This is a genomic window from Streptomyces asoensis, from assembly GCF_013085465.1.
GTDB lineage: Bacteria > Actinomycetota > Actinomycetes > Streptomycetales > Streptomycetaceae > Streptomyces > Streptomyces cacaoi_A.
This window is the reverse complement of the sequence record NZ_CP049838.1, coordinates 4,429,292-4,445,783: the sequence shown is the minus strand read 5'-3', so window position 1 is coordinate 4,445,783 and position 16,492 is coordinate 4,429,292. Positions and strand designations below refer to the sequence as shown.

The 16,492-nt window shown below is 70.5% G+C and carries 14 protein-coding genes; 9 read left to right on the top strand and 5 right to left on the bottom strand.

The genetic code is table 11. The features are described 5' to 3' along the window. Window positions 1-123: 123 nt before the first annotated feature. Window positions 124-1,662 carry an MFS transporter gene (locus G9272_RS19740; RefSeq protein ID WP_171397818.1) on the top strand — a complete coding sequence of 513 codons (1,539 nt, stop codon included), beginning with the start codon at window positions 124-126 and terminating at the stop codon, window positions 1,660-1,662. Between the two features lie 13 nt (window positions 1,663-1,675). On the opposite strand, the gene G9272_RS19735 is transcribed toward G9272_RS19740, so the two are convergent. After that, window positions 1,676-2,185: a MarR family winged helix-turn-helix transcriptional regulator gene (locus tag G9272_RS19735; protein ID WP_171397817.1), complete on the bottom strand. Its 510-nt coding sequence runs from the start codon at window positions 2,183-2,185 to the stop codon at window positions 1,676-1,678. Between the two features lie 170 nt (window positions 2,186-2,355). On the opposite strand from G9272_RS19735, the gene G9272_RS19730 reads away from it, so the two are divergent. After that, window positions 2,356-3,165 carry a dioxygenase family protein gene (locus G9272_RS19730; protein ID WP_171397816.1) on the top strand — a complete coding sequence of 270 codons (810 nt, stop codon included), beginning with the start codon at window positions 2,356-2,358 and terminating at the stop codon, window positions 3,163-3,165. 18 nt (window positions 3,166-3,183) lie between these two features. Here the strand turns inward: G9272_RS19730 and G9272_RS19725 are convergent, their stop codons facing one another. Continuing rightward, the gene (locus tag G9272_RS19725; RefSeq protein ID WP_171397815.1) at window positions 3,184-3,741 is read right to left on the bottom strand and encodes a GNAT family N-acetyltransferase; all 558 of its coding nucleotides are present in this window, start codon (window positions 3,739-3,741) and stop codon (window positions 3,184-3,186) included. A gap of 185 nt (window positions 3,742-3,926) precedes the next feature. Between G9272_RS19725 and G9272_RS19720 the strand changes: the two genes are divergently transcribed. Next, a complete protein-coding gene (locus tag G9272_RS19720) occupies window positions 3,927-4,925 on the top strand; it encodes a sigma-70 family RNA polymerase sigma factor (protein ID WP_171397814.1) in 999 nt (332 codons plus the stop codon). Window positions 4,926-5,911: 986 nt separating this feature from the next. Beyond that, on the top strand, window positions 5,912-6,574 hold the full coding sequence (locus G9272_RS19715) for a TetR/AcrR family transcriptional regulator (RefSeq protein ID WP_171402070.1): 663 nt from the start codon (window positions 5,912-5,914) through the stop codon (window positions 6,572-6,574). Here the strand turns inward: G9272_RS19715 and G9272_RS19710 are convergent. Beyond that, the gene (locus tag G9272_RS19710; protein ID WP_253267858.1) at window positions 6,571-7,668 is read right to left on the bottom strand and encodes a helix-turn-helix transcriptional regulator; all 1,098 of its coding nucleotides are present in this window, start codon (window positions 7,666-7,668) and stop codon (window positions 6,571-6,573) included. The two genes, G9272_RS19715 and G9272_RS19710, sit on opposite strands and share 4 nt — an antisense overlap. A 62-nt stretch (window positions 7,669-7,730) precedes the next feature. Between G9272_RS19710 and G9272_RS19705 the strand changes: the two genes are divergently transcribed. The 5 genes from G9272_RS19705 to G9272_RS19685 all read left to right on the top strand — a co-directional run bounded on the left by G9272_RS19705 (window position 7,731) and on the right by G9272_RS19685 (window position 14,264). Continuing rightward, a complete protein-coding gene (locus G9272_RS19705) occupies window positions 7,731-9,290 on the top strand; it encodes an MFS transporter (RefSeq protein ID WP_171397813.1) in 1,560 nt (519 codons plus the stop codon). Between the two features lie 263 nt (window positions 9,291-9,553). Continuing rightward, the gene (locus G9272_RS19700; RefSeq protein WP_062645330.1) at window positions 9,554-10,315 is read left to right on the top strand and encodes a DeoR/GlpR family DNA-binding transcription regulator; all 762 of its coding nucleotides are present in this window, start codon (window positions 9,554-9,556) and stop codon (window positions 10,313-10,315) included. Beyond that, window positions 10,312-11,259: a 1-phosphofructokinase gene (gene pfkB, locus G9272_RS19695; protein WP_171397812.1), complete on the top strand. Its 948-nt coding sequence runs from the start codon at window positions 10,312-10,314 to the stop codon at window positions 11,257-11,259. The genes G9272_RS19700 and pfkB overlap by 4 nt, the downstream gene beginning before the upstream one ends. A 424-nt stretch (window positions 11,260-11,683) precedes the next feature. Beyond that, window positions 11,684-13,801 (top strand): PTS fructose transporter subunit IIABC, encoded by a 2,118-nt coding sequence (locus G9272_RS19690; RefSeq protein ID WP_171397811.1) that lies wholly within the window; start codon window positions 11,684-11,686, stop codon window positions 13,799-13,801. A 199-nt stretch (window positions 13,802-14,000) separates the two neighbouring features. Further along, window positions 14,001-14,264, top strand: coding sequence for a hypothetical protein (locus G9272_RS19685; protein ID WP_171397810.1), 264 nt, complete (start codon window positions 14,001-14,003; stop codon window positions 14,262-14,264). Between the two features lie 28 nt (window positions 14,265-14,292). Here the strand turns inward: G9272_RS19685 and G9272_RS19680 are convergent, their stop codons facing one another. Together G9272_RS19680 and G9272_RS19675 are read right to left on the bottom strand one after the other, a co-directional pair. Continuing rightward, a complete protein-coding gene (locus tag G9272_RS19680; RefSeq protein ID WP_171397809.1) occupies window positions 14,293-15,039 on the bottom strand; it encodes a DUF6227 family protein in 747 nt (248 codons plus the stop codon). Window positions 15,040-15,216: 177 nt separating this feature from the next. Next, window positions 15,217-16,443, bottom strand: coding sequence for a L,D-transpeptidase (locus tag G9272_RS19675; RefSeq protein ID WP_171397808.1), 1,227 nt, complete (start codon window positions 16,441-16,443; stop codon window positions 15,217-15,219). Window positions 16,444-16,492 lie beyond the last annotated feature (49 nt).

Below are 16,492 nucleotides of genomic sequence, written 5' to 3'. Positions count from 1 at the left end.
CGCAGGCGGCCATCGCCGATCCCCACGAGTCATCACGCCTGTCGAGCAACGGCCCGTCAGTGCCGACGAGCCACCTTTTACCTCACTTCTTTTCCGTCACGAAGTCCCGAAGCGGGTATCCCCATGTCTGAAACAGCCCAGAAGGCCCCCGGTAAGACGGGCGGCCCGGACGCCAACCGCTGGAAAGCGCTGGCGTTCATCGCCCTCGCCCAGCTGATGGTCGTCCTCGACGCCACCATCGTGAACATCGCGATGCCCTCCGCCCAGCAGGACCTGGGCATCTCCGACGGCAACCGGCAGTGGATCGTCACCGCCTATGCCCTCGCCTTCGGCGGTCTGCTGCTCTTCGGCGGCCGTATAGCCGACCTGTGGGGCCGTAAGCGCGCCTTCGTGGTCGGTCTGGGCGGCTTCGCCGCGGCCTCCGCGCTCGGCGGCGCCGCCGCCAACGAGGCGATGATGTTCGGTGCCCGCGCCCTCCAGGGCGCGTTCGGCGCCCTGCTCGCGCCCGCCGCGCTCTCCCTGCTCGCCGTGATGTTCACGGACGCGAAGGAGCGCGCCAAGGCCTTCGGCATCTACGGCGCGATCGCCGGTGGCGGCGGCGCCGTCGGCCTCATCCTCGGCGGTTTCCTCACCGAGTACCTGGACTGGCGCTGGACGTTCTTCGTGAACATCCCGTTCGCGATCATCGCCGCGGCCGGTGCCTACTTCGTCATCCGTGAGCCCGAGGGCGGCCGCAACCGGTCCGCTCTCGACATCCCGGGCGTCATCCTGTCCACCCTCGGTCTGGTCTCCCTGGTCTACGGCTTCACCCGCGCGGAGTCCGAGGGCTGGAGCGACTCCGTGACGATCGGCATGTTCGTCGCGTCCGCCGTGCTGCTGGCCGCCTTCGTGATCGTCGAGTCGAAGGTCAAGGCCCCGCTGCTGCCGCTGCGCGTGATCACCGAGCGCAACCGCGGGGGGATCTACCTCTCCCTCGGCCTCGCGATCATCTCGATGTTCGGTCTGTTCCTCTTCCTGACCTACTACCTCCAGATCGTGAAGGGCTACACGCCGGTCAAGACCGGTTTCGCCTTCCTCCCGATGATCGCGGGCATGATCACCGGCTCCACCCAGATCGGCACGCGCCTGATGACCCGGGTCGCCCCGCGTCTGCTGATGGGCCCCGGCTTCCTGGTCGCCGCCCTGGGCATGCTGCTGCTGACCCGGCTGGAGATCGACTCCTCGTACGCGGCCGTGCTGATGCCGGCGATGCTGCTGCTCGGCCTCGGTATGGGTACGGCGTTCATGCCGGCCATGTCTTTGGCCACGTACGGCATCGAGCCGCGGGACGCCGGTGTCGCCTCCGCGATGGTCAACACCTCGCAGCAGGTGGGCGGCGCGATCGGCACCGCCCTGCTGAACACGATCGCCGCGTCCGCGACGACCTCGTACATCAAGGACCACGTCGCCGGTGCCACCTCCAAGCCCCAGCAGCAGCTGGTGCAGCTGGAGGGCATGGTGCACGGCTACACCAGCGCCATCTGGTTCGCCGTCGGCATCCTGGTCGCCGCCGCCGCGATCGCCCTGACCCTCGTCAACGCCGGCAAGCCGGACATGGGCCCGGTCGCGGGCTCGGGAGCGGAGGACGGCGAGGAAGCGGCGGTGCCGGTGATGGTCCACTGACCCGGCTACGGAACTAGCGGAGCCAGGGCAGGTCCGCACCCGCTTCATCGGGCTGAAGTCCCTCGGCGACGATCTGCATGATCTCGCCGAGGGACTTCTGCTGTTCGGGGGTGAGCCGGTCGAACACCGCGTGGCGTACGACGGCGACATGGCCCGGCGCGGCGCGCTTCAGCACCTCCAGGCCCTGGTCGGTCAGTACGGCGAACTGGCCGCGCTTGTCGGAGTCGCACTCCTCGCGGCGCACCCAGCCGTTCTTCTCCAGCCGGGCGATGGCGTGGGAGAGACGGGAGCGGGTGATCTTCGCGTACTTGGCCAGCTCGGTCATCCGCAGGCGCCGGTGGGTGGACTCGGCGAGCTTGACGAGGAGACCGTAGTAGATGTGCGGCATACCCGCTTCACGCTGGAGCTGGCGATCCATGTGATCTTCGAGGAGGGTCGTGGCGTGCACGTAGGAGCGCCAGATGCGCTGCTCCTCGGCGGTGAGCCACTGGGGCTCGTCGGCGGATGCGGGTGCCTTCGTCATGTACTCCACTGTAAACGTCTGCTCCTTGAAATTTAAACCAATCGGGAATACGCTGAGCGATGTTGACGTTTTAGATTTCAATCAAGCGTCACCAGGTATTCGGAGTCAGACGCATCCGGAGCCAGACGTATCCGGAGTCAGGGGCCGAGGTCCCGGAAGGAGCAGCCGCCATGTCCGCCGCATCCCAGGAGCGTGCCCTCCCCCAGGAGCGCATGCCCGCGCTCTACCTCAGCCACGGCGCCCCGCCCCTCGCGGACGACCCGATCTGGCCCGGCGAACTCGCCGCCTGGTCCGCCGACCTGCCCCGCCCCAAGGCGATCCTGATGGTCTCCGCCCACTGGGAAGAGGCCCCCCTCGCCCTCGGTGCCGTCGACCCGGTCCCCCTCGTCTACGACTTCTGGGGCTTCCCCGAGCACTACTACCAGGTGACGTACGGCGCCCCCGGCGCACCCGAGCTCGCCGAGAGCGTACGGAAGCTGCTGCGCGCCCCTGGTATCCCCGTGCAGGACATCCCCGACCGCGGCCTCGACCACGGCGCCTACGTGCCACTCGTCGAGATGTTCCCGGCCGCCGACATCCCGGTCCTCCAGATCTCCATGCCGACCCTCGACCCCGTGAAGCTGATGGAGATCGGCCGCAAGCTCGCGCCGCTGCGCGACGAGGGCGTCCTGATCGTCGGCTCCGGCTTCTTCACCCACAACCTGGCCGCACTGCGGCACACCGGCGGGGGAGTGCCGACCTGGTCCTCGGAGTTCGACGACTGGGGCCGGCGCGCGCTGGAGACCCGCGACTGGGACGGCCTGCTGGACTTCCTCCACAAGGCCCCGGCCGGCCGGTACGCCCACCCGCGCACCGAGCACTTCGCCCCGCTCTTCGTGACCATGGGCGCGGCGGAGATGTCCGGCGAGCTGGACGCGCAGAAGTCCGTGATCGACGGGTTCTGGATGGGGATGGCGAAGCGGTCCGTGCAGTTCGGCTGACGCTCCTCATGGGGTAGGTCAGGGCTCCTTCCGGGGTCGGAGCTCCTTCTCGTACCAGGCCACGTCCCAATAGCGGTCGAACTTGCGGCCCACCTCGCGGTACGTCCCGACGTGCCGGAAACCGAAGCGTTCGTGCAGCCGCGCGGACGCTTCGTTCGGTTGCGCGATGCCCGCGTAGGCGCGGTGCAGGTCCTCGCCGGACAGCGCCTCGAAGAGCGCCTCGTAGAGGAGCGTGCCGATGCCGCGCCGGCCGGCGTGCGGGGCGACATAGACCGTCACCTCCACGGAGGTGGAGTAGGCCGCCTTCGGCCGGTAAGCGCTGGATGTGGCGTAACCCAGGATTTCCTGTGAGGTCCCCTGGATGCCCTGTGAGTCCGCTTCCGTGGCAACCATCAGGCGGTGCGGCCCGTCTTCAGGGTGGGAGAGCAGCCAAGGACGTCGCTCTTCCGGAGTGAAGGCCACGGTGTCGAATGTGATGGGCGTCTCACGTACATAGTGGTTGTAGAGGCTCGTGAGGGCTTCGAGGTCACCCTCGACTCCCGGCCTGACCTGCACCTCTGTACGTTCCGACAACATCGCGCCTCCCCGCGTGGTCCGACAGGGTACTGCAAGATCATAAAAATCGGGGTGCGGGTTGGGAATTCTGTCCTGATTCCAGTCGTTGTTTCCATCAGATGCAGGGCACCCGAGGAGAGTCCGAGTCCGAGAGTGCCTGGTGTCTGAAGGGCCACCCGCTGAACCTCCATCGCAAGGGAGCACGCATGGCAACCCGTGCCGTCGCCCGTCGCAAGTCCGCCAACGGCGAGACGACCGACGCGGCCCGCAGTGTTCGCGCCCATGGCGGCGAGATCGCCGACCGCGACCTGGTCGGCATGTACCTCGACGAAATCGCGCGCACACCTCTGCTCGACGCCGCCAAGGAAGTCGAGTTGTCACAGATCATCGAGGCGGGTGTATTCGCGCAGCAGGTCCTCGACGGCGACGAGGAGTCCCGGGCGGAGGCATCGCGCGAGGAACTCGAGGCCCTGGTCGCCGACAGCGAGCGCGCCAAGGATGTCTTCATCCGTTCCAACCTCCGGCTGGTCGTCGCGGTGGCCCGCCGCTACCCCCGCAGCGGTCTCCCGCTTCTCGACCTCATCCAGGAGGGCAACGCCGGTCTGGTCCGCGCGGTCGAGAAGTTCGACTACCGCAAGGGCTTCAAGTTCTCGACGTACGCGACCTGGTGGATCCGTCAGGCCATCACCCGCTCGATAGCGGACCAGTCGCGCACGATCCGCCTGCCCGTCCACCTCGTGGAGGAGCTCGGCCGGATCCGTCGTGTGCAGCGCGAGTTCAACCGTGAGAACGGCCGCGACCCGGAGCCCGCCGAGATCGCGACCGAGCTCGGTTCGACGCCGGCGCGCGTCACGGACGTCCTGGACTGGGCACGCGACCCGGTCTCGCTGAACATGGCGGTCGACGACCAGGGTGAGACCCAGTTCGGCGACCTGCTGGAGGACACGTCCGCGGTCTCGCCGGAGCAGTCCGTCCTGACCCTGCTGCGCAGCGAGGAACTGGACGGCCTGATCGACCGCCTCGAGCCGCGCACCGCCTCCATCATCAAGATGCGGTACGGCATCGACGACGGCCGTGAGCGCACCCTGACCGAGGTCGGCAAGGAACACGGTCTGACGAGGGAACGCATCCGCCAGATCGAGAAGCACGCCCTGCTGGAACTGAAGAAGCTGGCCCGCGACACGGGCTTCGAGGCAGCGGCGTAAGGCGCTTGAACCTCCCTCGGCCGACCGGAGCGTGACGCTCCGTCGGGCGACCGGCGGTCCATGGCCTGCCGATGGTCTGCCGGTTGCCGGTTGCCGGTGGACGACGGCCGGCGGTCGGTGGTTGACCGGGGCTCGGGCGGGGCGGGGCGGGACGTCGTTCGTGTGCCGGCCGAGTCGCGGGGGCTTCCGGGGCGGGGTGTCGTCGGCGTCGGTGGCCATCAGCGGCGTCGGTGGCCATCAGGCCATCACCCCGCCGGGGGCCGCCTGTTGGCCGGGGGCGCGCCGCGTGAGTCATTCGGCGGACGTGCTTCGGGTGCCTCGAGTACCTCGAGCGCGTGCAGTGTCTGGCGCTGGAGTCGGCGTTTTCGCCGCGTTGATGCGGGGGGCCGTGTCGGAGTCGGCGCGAGGCCCGCGGCCGAATGGGCGCCTGCGTCACGGCCCGGAGCTGCGGCGAGTGGGCTTCAGGCGCCTCGTGGTGCCGGGTTCCCGCCCGCGTGCGCCGGGTGGTGGAGAGCCGCGCAAACATGGCGAAGGAACGCCGCTTCAATGAGGAGAAGCGCGGGAACAAGACTTCTGGGCACGGGAGTCCGAGTCGGCACAGGAGTTCGGGCCGACCGGACCTTGCAGCCCTTCCCGAGATCTCCGCCGCACATGAGCCAAGTCCCGACGCACATCCCCCCGGCGCCGGGACTTTCCCCGAGCCGGGCTTCGGTGCCTCTCCCCCCAGGCGCCGGGGCCCGGCTCCTCTTCGTACCCGGGCGGTCCGACTTCCGGTACGGGCGGGGATTGCGGGCGCACACGTGCCGCCGGGCATATGACACAGCTGACGGGCACGCTGGGAGGGCGGGGCACCCCGTACCTGAACCACGGGGTGGCCCGCCCGAATGGCAGATTGTGCCACATGGGCATAGCCTGCCGACGTGATCAGCTCGACCTCCCACTCCGCCTCGGCTTCGCTGACCGAGCGGCGCAAAGCGGCGACCCGCATGGAGATCGCCCGTGCGGCGGCAGGCCTCTTCGTCAGCCGGGGCCTGAAGGCCACCCGGGCCGAGGACATCGCCCAGGCCGCGGGCATCGCCCCGCGCACCTTCTACCGGTACTTCGCGACCAAGGAAGAGGCCGTCGCCCCGCTCTACGCGGCGGGCGCGCAGCGCTGGGCGGAGGCGGTACGCGAGGCCCCGGCCGAACTGACCGTGCCGGAGGCCCTGGAGCACGCGGTACGACACACCCTCGTCCCCGGCCGTGGAGTGTCGGCGGCGTCCTGGGAGTGGGTCCGCACCCTGATCCGACTGGCCGGAACCAGCCCCGCCCTGGGCAAGGTCTGGGCGGAGGTGTGCCACACCTCGGAGGCGACGCTCATGGAGGTGCTGGCGGAGCGGACGGCGGCGTCGTCCCGTACACCTGCTTCCGACGTCACTTCCGCCGCCGCTCCCGATGTCACTTCCGCCGCCGCTTCCGACAACGTTGCCTCCCCCTGTCAGCGCTTCACCGCGGCGGTGGCCGGGGCCGCGGTTCGGGTCGCGGTCGAAAGCTGGGCGGTTACCGACTCCCCTCCCGCCGGTCGGCAGGGTCCGGCAGAGCTGGCGTTGCGCAATCTGCGGGCCCTGCACGGGTTCGCGTGGGAAGAGGGCCCGGCGGAGGAGGCCTAACCCGCGCCTTCTCCGCGCTCGCCCCTCCCGCGCGCGTCCCCTCCGCGCGCGTCCTTCCCGTGCGCGTCCCCTCCCCGCTCGCCTCTCCCTGACGCGCCCTCCGCGCCTGCCGATCGGCTCAACCGCCCGCCCAACTCCCGTACGCACTCCACCAGTTCCGGCGGCCCCTGGATCGAGAACTCGCAGCCCAGCGTCGCCAGACGCATCGCCACCCACTCCACCGGGTTGCTGGTCGTGCCCCGTAGCCGGCATCCGCCCTCGCCGTCGGTGCCCGCCGCCGCGCCAGGGTTCGCGACCGGCGTTCCCAGCCACCTCGGCAGGCGTGCCGTCACGAACTCCGTCGATGCCTCGAGCGTGACGTCGAGTTCGTACTCGTAGGCGTCCGGGCGCAGTTGGATGGACCGCCGGAGGTATTCCGCCGCGCTTCCCGTCGGCAGCTCGCGCGGAGTGAAGCGGGCCCCGGTCGCGAACGGGTCCTCGACCCGGTCCACCCGGAAGGTCCGCCAGTCCTCGCGGTCGAGGTCGTACGCCACGAGGTACCACCGTCGGCCCGTGGACACGAGCCGGTAGGGCTCGGTCAGACGGCGCGACTCCGTGCCGTCCTTCGCACGGTAGGCGAACCGCAGCCGTTCCTGCCCGGCCACCGTCGAGGCGATGGCGGTCAGCGTCTCGGGTGCGATGCTCGCGCCGTCCCCGCTGGTCAGCGGTGTGGTCGCGGCCTGGAGGGTGGAGACGCGGTGGCGCAGCCGGGCCGGCAGCACCTGCTCCAGTTTGGCCAGGGCCCGTACGGACGCCTCGTCGACGCCCTCCAGCGCGTGACCCGCCCCCGCCCGCAGCCCGACCGCGATCGCCACGGCCTCCTCGTCGTCGAGCACCAGTGGCGGCATCGCCTTGCCCGCGACCAGCCGGTACCCACCGTCCGAGCCGAGGGTCGCCTGCACGGGATAGCCCAGCTCACGCAGCCGGTCGATGTCCCGTCGGACCGTGCGGCGGGAGACCCCGAGCCGGTCTGCGAGTTCGCCGCCGGGCCATTCGCGGGGCGTCTGGAGGAGTGAGAGGAGCTGGAGCAGCCGAGCCGGAGTGTCCGTCGTCATGCATTCGAGGATGCCGCAGAACTAGGACACGATCTGACCTATTGCGGTCCTACTGTCACACCATGACCTCCACGGAGACCTCCCTCGAGACCTCGCCCGAGTCCTCGCCCGACCCTCGAACAGCCCAGGCGGCGCCGGGCGACCGTCGTCGCTGGCTCGCGCTCGCCATCGTGATGACCGCGGCCTTCATGGACCTCGTCGACGTCACGATCGTCAACATCGCGATCCCGTCCATCCGGGAGGACGCGGGCGCCTCCTGGAGCCAGATCCAGTGGATCACCGCCGGTTACGCGCTCGCCTTCGCCGCCGGGCTCATCACCGGCGGTCGGCTCGGTGACATCCACGGCCGCAAGCGGCTGTTCCTCCTCGGCATCGGCGGCTTCACCCTCGCCTCCGCTCTGTGCGGCTTCGCCGCGAACCCGGAGATGCTGGTCGCCTCCCGCATCCTCCAGGGGGCCATGGCGGCGATGATGGTGCCGCAGGTGCTGTCGATCGTGCACGCCACCTTCCCGGCGCACGAGCGGGGGAAGGTCTTCGGGCTCTTCGGCGCGATCGTGGGGCTGGGTGCCGTCTCCGGGCCGCTGCTCGGCGCGCTGCTGACGGAGTGGAACCTGTTCGGTCTGGAGTGGCGGCCGATCTTCCTGATCAACCTGCCGGTCGGCATCGCGGGACTGATCCTCGGCAGCCGCTTCATCACGGAGTCCAAGGCGCCGAAGGCGCTGAAGCTGGACCTCGTCGGCGTCGTCCTGGTCACCCTCGGCCTGCTCATGCTGCTCTACCCGCTCACCCGCGGCCGCGAGCTGGACTGGCCGGTGTGGGGGTACGTGTCGATGGCCGGCTCGATCGGTGTCTTCGGGGCGCTGGTCGCGTACGAGCGGCGCAAGGGCGCGCGGGACGGCTCGCCGCTGATCGAGCTCTCCCTCTTCCGGGTGCGCAGCTTCGCGGCGGGTGTCGCCGTGCAGACCGTCTTCGGGGTCGGTCTCGGCGTGTTCTTCCTGGTCTGGACCCTGTACATGCAGACCGGCCTGGGCTGGAGCCCGCTGCGGGCGGGTCTGACCGGGGTCCCGTTCTCGCTCGCCGTCTCGACGGCCGCCGGGCTGTCCGTGCAGAAACTGGTCCCGCGCTTCGGGCGCAAGGTGCTCCAGACGGGCGCCCTGACCATGGCCATCGGTGTACTCCTCTACATCTGGGAGTCCGAGCGGTACGGCCTCGGCATCGCCCCGTGGCAGATGGCGCTTCCGCTGGTCGTGATGGGTGTCGGCATGGGGCTGATCGTCGCCCCGCTGACGGACGCGGTGCTGTCGGACGTGCCGCGTGAGCACGCCGGTTCGGCGTCCGGGCTGATCAACACCGTCCAGCAGATGGGCAACGCGCTCGGGCTCGGTCTGGTCGCGGTCGTCTTCTTCGGCCGGATCGGCGACCGGCTGACCCCTGCCGAGGTGGGCCCCGCCTTCGTGAACGCCTTCGAGCACGCTCTGGGCTGGGTGGCCCTGGTGATGTTCGCGATCTTCCTGCTGATGTTCGCCCTGCCGAAGCGGCCGGCCCAGCACGTGGAGGGCGCCGCCGAGGACGCCCCGGAGGCGGCCCCCTCCGGGGACCGGGAGCGCGAGCTCGTCGCCTGAGCCGACGTTCCCGCGTGAGGGGCCCGTCACCCGAGTGGTGACGGGCCCCTCACGCGTGCCCTCGCGTGTGTCCTCACGCGTGCCCTCGCGCGTGCCCTCGCGTGTGTCCTCGCGCAGGGGCGCAGGGTGCGCGCAGAGGGCGGAAGTCCGTTCATGCCCGAATCACGTCCGAACCTGTTTACTTTCCCGAAATCCGCGCGTAGCCTCCGAGGCGAAACCACAAGTTCGGGCATAAAACTGGTCACGGTCGGAGGAGAACGGACATGTACGCACCGGAGCGGCAGCAGGAGATCCTGCGGCTCGCCCGTGACGGCGGCCGGGTGGACGTACTGTCGCTGGCCGAGGAGTTCCAGGTCACGGCGGAGACGATCCGCCGCGACCTGAAGGCCCTCGACCGGGCCGGCCTGGTGCGTCGCGTGCACGGCGGTGCCATACCGGCCGGACGCCTCGACTTCGAACCGGACCTCGCCGAACGCGAAGGCACTTCCGCCGACGAGAAGGACCGCATCGCCAAGGCGGCCCTCACGGAACTGCCCACCGAGGGCACGGTGATCCTCGACGCCGGCACCACGGTCGCCCGCCTGGCCGCCGCCCTCCCGCTGGAGGCCTCGCTCACCGTCGTGACGCACAGCCTGCCCATCGCGGCCCGCCTCGCGGACCACCCGGGCATGCAGCTGCATCTCGTCGGGGGGCGCGTACGGCACCGTACGCGCGCCGCCGTGGACGCGTGGGCGCTGCGCGCGTACGGCGAGATCCGCGCCGACGTCCTGTTCGTCGCCGCCAACGGTTTCTCCGCCGAGCACGGTCTGACCACCCCCGACCTCGCCGAGGCCGCGGTGAAGCGGGCGGCCGTCGCCGCCGCGCGCCGCGTGGTGCTGCTCGCCGACTCCGCCAAGCACGGCCAGGAGCACTTCGCCCGCTTCGGCGACCTGAGCGACGTGGACCTGCTGATCACCGACAGCGGGCTGAGCCCCGACGACGCGGCCGCCATCGAGCGCGGCGGCACGGAAGTAGTACGCGCATGATCCTCACCGTCACCCCCAACCCGTCCCTGGACCGCACCTACGAGGTCCCGTCCCTCGACCGCGGCGAGGTCATCCGCGCCACCGGCGAGCGGATGGACCCGGGCGGCAAGGGCGTGAACGTCTCGCGCGCCGTCGCGGCCGCAGGACGGCGCACGGTCGCCGTCCTGCCCCTGGGCGGTGCGCCGGGCGCGCTCGTCGCCGACCTGCTCGACGCGCAGGGCATCGAGGTCGCGCCGGTCCCGGTCGCCGGGGCCACCCGCTCGAACATCGCGCTCGCGGAGTCGGACGGCGTCCTGACGAAGATCAACGCACCCGGGCCCGAGCTGTCCCCGGAGGAGCAGGAACTGCTCCTGGAGACGGTCCGCGAGCAGTCCCGCGACGCCGACTGGATCGCCTGCTGCGGCAGCCTGCCCCGGGGGCTCGCGCCCTCCTGGTACGCCGAGGTGGTCGCGCGGGCGCACGCCGGAGGAGCGCGCATCGCCCTGGACACCTCCGGGCGTGCGCTCCTGGAGGCGCTGCGGGAGCGGCCCGACGTGGTGAAGCCGAACGCCGAGGAGCTCGCGGAGGCCGTCGGGCGCCCCCTGGCCACCGTGGGCGACGCGGTGAAGGCGGCCGAGGAACTGCGTGAGATGGGCGCCCGTGCCGTGCTCGCGAGCCTGGGCGCCGACGGGCAGTTGCTCGTGGAGGACACGGGTACCTGGTTCGCGAGCGCCCGCGTCGACGTCGTACGCAGCAACGTGGGCGCGGGCGACTCCTCCCTCGCCGGCTTCCTCGTCGCCGGCGGCAGCGGCCCCGCGGCACTCGCCTCCGCCGTCGCGCACGGGGCGGCCGCCGTCCAGCTGCCCGGCAGCGTGATGCCGACCCCGGACGACCTGGACCCGGCGGCCGTGACGGTCACGGCGCAGGTGCCCGTGGACCGTGAACTGAAGGAGCCGGTGTCATGACGACGAGCCCCACGGCGTCCGTACTGACGACGACTCCCGCGCAGTCTGCGCTGACGACGACGACCACGGTGTCCTCCGTGCCGACGACGACTGGCGCGCTGTCTGCGCTGACGGCGACCACGGCGTCGCCCATGCCGACGACGACTCGCGCGTTCCCCGAGCCGCCCGGCGATCAGGTCGTCGAGCGGCGAAGTGCCTCGTTACTCGCCGCTCGACATGGTCGGCAGGGCCGCCTGAGCCGCCCTGCCGATCAGGGGAGGCATGGCCCGAACCCGCCTGCCACCCCGCGGAGGCGGGGTTTCCCCGGCCCCGCCTCCGCCTCCCTCACCACCCCCCACTGCACCGCCGCAACAACCCCCGTCCCCGTCCCCACCCTCGCCCACCACCCCATGCCCCGGGCGATACGCGTGCGAAGGAGCCCGCGATGAGCGACATGATCACCGCGGACCTGGTCGATCTCGACCTGTCCGTCGAAACAAAGGAAGCGGCGGCGCGGTCCCTCGCCGAGCGCATGGTCGCCCTGGGCCGGGTGACCGACCTGGAGGGCTTCCTCGCCGATGTGGCCGCCCGTGAGGCCCAGATGCCCACCGGCCTCGACGGCGGCATCGGCATCCCGCACTGCCGCAGCGCCCACGTCACCGAACCGACGCTCGCCTTCGGACGCAGCGCCGCCGGCATCGACTTCGGCGCCGCCGACGGCCCCGCCGACCTGATCTTCCTGATCGCCGCCCCCGCAGGCGCGGACGACGCCCATCTGACGATCCTGTCGTCGCTCGCCCGGCAGCTGATGAACGCCGAGTTCACCGACGCGCTGCGCTCGGTCGGCGACGCGGCGGCCGCGGCGGCGCTGATCCGCGGCGACGCGGCTCCGGCTGCCGACGCCCCGGTCGCTGAAGCCGCGGCTGCCGAGGCCCCCGTCGCCGAGGCCTCGGTCGCCGAAGCCGAGGGCACTCCCTCAGACTCCGTGTCGGCGTCGGCGGCGGCCTCCGCCGACGCCGACACGGCCACCGGCGAGGACACGGACACCGAGGCCGCGCGCCCCTTCCGGATCGTCGCCGTCACCTCCTGTCCGACCGGCATCGCCCACACCTACATGGCGGCCGAGTCCCTGGAGAACGCGGGCCGCGAGGCCGGCGTCGAACTGGTCGTCGAGACGCAGGGCTCGGCCGGCTTCACCCGGCTCGACCCGGCCGTCATCGCCGCGGCGGACGGCGTGATCTTCGCCCACGACGTCCCCGTACGCGAAAAGGACCGCTTCGGCGGCAAGCCCACCGTGGACGTCGGCGTGAAGGCGGGCATCAACCGGCCCGCCGCGCTCATCACCGAGGTGCGCGGGAAGGCGGCGCGCGGTGAGGTGAGCGCGTCGGCCAAGGGCGGGACACCGGTCGAGCGGACCGGTGAGTCCGGTGACAACTACGGCACCAAGCTGCGCAAGTGGCTGATGACGGGCGTCAGCTACATGGTCCCGTTCGTCGCCGCGGGCGGTCTGCTGATCGCTCTCGGGTTCGCGATCGGCGGCTGGGAGATCAACAAGGCGCCCTCGGTCATGGAGCACTTCTCCTGGACCCAGGTCGACAGCTGGGGCGCCCTGCTGTTCCAGATCGGCGGGGTCGCCTTCGGCTTCCTCATCCCGGTCTTGGCCGGCTACATCGCGTACGGCATGGCGGACCGGCCCGGTCTCGTGCCCGGCTTCGTCGGCGGCATGATCGCCTCCAACATCGCCGCCGGCTTCCTCGGCGGCCTGGTCGCCGGTCTGCTGGCGGGTGGCATCGTCCTCGCGATCCAGCGGATCAAGATCCCGCCGGTGCTGCGCGGCATCATGCCGGTGGTGGTGATCCCGCTGATCTCCTCGCTGATCGTCGGCTTCCTGATGTTCGTCGTGGTCGGCAAGCCCATCGCCGAGGCCCAGAAGGGCATGACGGACTGGCTGTCCGGCCTCTCCGGCACCAACGCCGTCCTGCTGGGTGTGCTGCTCGGCCTGATGATGTGCTTCGACCTCGGCGGCCCCGTCAACAAGGTCGCGTACGCCTTCGCCACGGCCGGTATCGCCGTCCAGGACCCCAGCGACTCCGCGATGAAGGTCATGGCCGCCGTGATGGCCGCGGGCATGGTCCCGCCGCTGGGCATGGCGCTCGCGACCACCGTCCGCAAGAAGCTCTTCACCCCGACCGAGCGCGAGAACGGCAAGGCCGCCTGGGTCCTGGGCGCCTCCTTCATCTCCGAGGGCGCGATCCCGTTCGCCGCGGCCGACCCGCTGCGCGTCATCCCGGCCTCGATGGCGGGCGGCGCCGTCACCGGCGCCCTGTCGATGGCCTTCGGCGCCACGCTCCGCGCCCCGCACGGAGGCATCTTCGTGGTCCCGCTGATCGGCAACCCGTTCCTGTACCTGGTCGCCATCGCGGCGGGCGTGTGCGTGACGACGGCCGCGGTCATCGTCCTCAAGGGCCTGCGCAAGCCGGTCCCCGGCGCCGTCGAGCCCGGCACGACGGAGGAATCCGCGGCTGCCACGGCGGCGGAGGCGAAGCAGCCGGTGGCCGCCTAGCCTGCGACGGCCGCGGCCGGCTCCGACCGCGGCTGCCTGCCGCAGGGTGCGGCTACTGGTGACCATCCGCGGTGATTCATGGATCTCCGCACCGAACAGGCCTGTCGCGCGGTCTGAGTGATCTGCGTGATCTGGGTGGCATGCGAGATACGTCACGGTCCGGGACATAAGTTCCGGACCGTGGTGTCTACTGGTCGGTATGCCCGTGCATCTCACGTTCCCTCAGCTGGCGGCCCTGACGGTCCTCGCCGTGGCGTCCATCGCCTGGCTGATCTTCGTGACCCGCATCCTGCGGCGCAGCCGCTCAGGTAGCGAGGCACGCACCGTGCTCCCCGCCCCGCCGGTGCTCCCCGCGCTCCCGAGCCAACAGCAGTCCGGTCCAGGCCGGGAGGTCGTCGAACTGACCCCCGCGGAGAGGGACGCCTTCGCCGGCCTCGTACGACAGCTCGGCGGGGGCCGCTGACCGACGGCTCGTCGGGCCGCTGAACGCCTCAGGAGACCTGCGCCGCCCGGCGTTCCATCGCGTCCCGGGCCGCGGCCTCGGACACGTACACCTCGCACATGTGCCGCCCGTCGGGCGTCGCCGTGTGCTCGACCTCCCACAGGGAGATCTCCCGGCCGTCCCGCAGCAGGAACGCGTGCTCGTAGAGCGAGTAGCCCAGTCCGATCCGGCCCGCGCGGCAGGGGCGCCCGAAAGCCTGGGTGATCTGGTGCGCGAACGCCGACTTCAGCAGTGCGGCCGTGTCCGCGTCCGGCCGGTCGGGGTTCTCCGCGCGGCGCAGCAGTCTGCGCGCGTGGTCCGCAGAGTCGTCCGGCACGTACACGTGCCGGGGCCCGGGGATCGGCGACAGCTGCACCAGCACCGGCAGTTCGAAGTCCGGAGTGTCCGACGGCAGTGGCAGCCGGGCCGTGGCGGCCCGCAGCTCCTCCTCGTCGACGTACACCTCGTGCTGCGGCTCGCTGCCCGGCGCGGTGTTGTGCACGAGCTCCCACAGCGTGAGCGCGCAGCCGTCGGCCAGCAGCCAGGTGTGCCGGTACGTCTCCCGGTGCAGGCCCGCGCTGTGGTGCGCGGAGTGCAGGGAGCTGTCATGCGCGAGTGCGCAGTCGAGCCGCCGCAGGGCTTCGTCGGGCAGCTCGAACGAGTTCAGGGCGCGACCGAGCAGTCGCGCGAGGTGCTCCTCCGGAGACTCGGGCGACTCGGCTGGTTCGTACGCTGTCGTCTCGTACGGAACGCTCAAGGTTTCTCCCGGCGTTGCTGCATGTCACCTTGTGGGTGCATACCGTAGCCCCTCGGTCGGACATCATGTCCGGGAACCGAGAAAACGTACGCCGTGAAAACGTCAGGGCCGCACGAAAAATTCCCGCACGGCCCGACGGCCCATCAGAAATCGCCGGTCAGAGGGCATCTCCGGCGATCAGGCGGTGCTCCCCGCGGTCCACTCGGACCAGGACATGTTCCACCCGTTGAGCCCGTTGTCCGGAGACACCGTCTTGTCGGGGGAGTTCTTGACGATCACCACATCGCCGATCAGCGACTCGTCGTAGAACCACTTGGCGGGCGTGTCACCCTGCGCGCCCTGTGCGTCCGCGAGCCCCACGCAGCCGTGGCTGGTGCCGGTGCGACCGAAGGGCGGATTGCCCCTGTTGTACCAGTAGTTGCCGTGGATGAAGGTGCCGGACTGCGTCAGGCGCATCGCGTGCGGCACGTCCGGGATGTCGTACTCACCGCCCAGGCCCACCGTCCGGCTGTTCATGCGGGTCTGCGTGAACTTCTCGGAGATCACCATCTGCCCGTTGTACGTCGTGTGCTCCGGGCTGCCCGACGAGATCGGAACCGTCTTCAGGGTCTGTCCGTCCCGCATCACCGTCATGGTCTGCGTGTTGACGTCGACCGTGGACACCTGCGACCGCCCGATGGTGAAGGTCACCGTCTTCTTCTGCACCCCGTACACGCCGTTGGCGCCCTCGACCCCGTCCAGGTCGATCTTCATCGTCACCTTGGAGCCGGCCTTCCAGTACTCCTCGGGACGGAAGTCGAGCCGCTGTGCCCCGAACCAGTGCCCGACCACCTGCTGGCCGCTGCTGGAGGTGACCGTGATGTGCGACTGCACGGCCTTCGTGTCGCTGATGGTCTTGTCGAAGGTGAACGACACCGGCATTCCGACGCCGACCGTGGTGCCGTTGTCCGGCGTGTACGTCCCTATGAAGCTGTTGGCCGAAGAGACGGTGGTGAAGATGGAGTTGGCGGCGGCCGTCTTGCCGTTCGCATCCTTCGCGGTCGCCGATATCTGGTACTTCGTCCCGCGCTCCAGCTGATCCTTCGGCTTCCAGCTGCTGCCGTCGGCCGACAGAGAGCCCTCGACGGCCTGCCCCGAGCCGGCCACCGTCATCTTCACCTCGGTGAGCCGGCCGTCGCTCACCTTCACGCCGGTCGCGTTGATCGACGCGCTCGCCGAACCGTCCTTCGCCGAGATGACGATCTTCGCCGTGGACGTCTTGACGCTGCTTGCGCCGCCCTTGGCGTCCCCGTCCTTGTCCTTGGCGTTGGCGCTGCCCCCGCAGGCGGTCAGGGTCAGGGCACCGACCACCAGGACGGCACAGGCTCCGACCGCGCGCCGCACTGCTATGTCCGCCGTTGTCACGGGCTGCTCCAGCTTCGTGTGATGTGAGTGATCCGCTCTGGTACGTGGA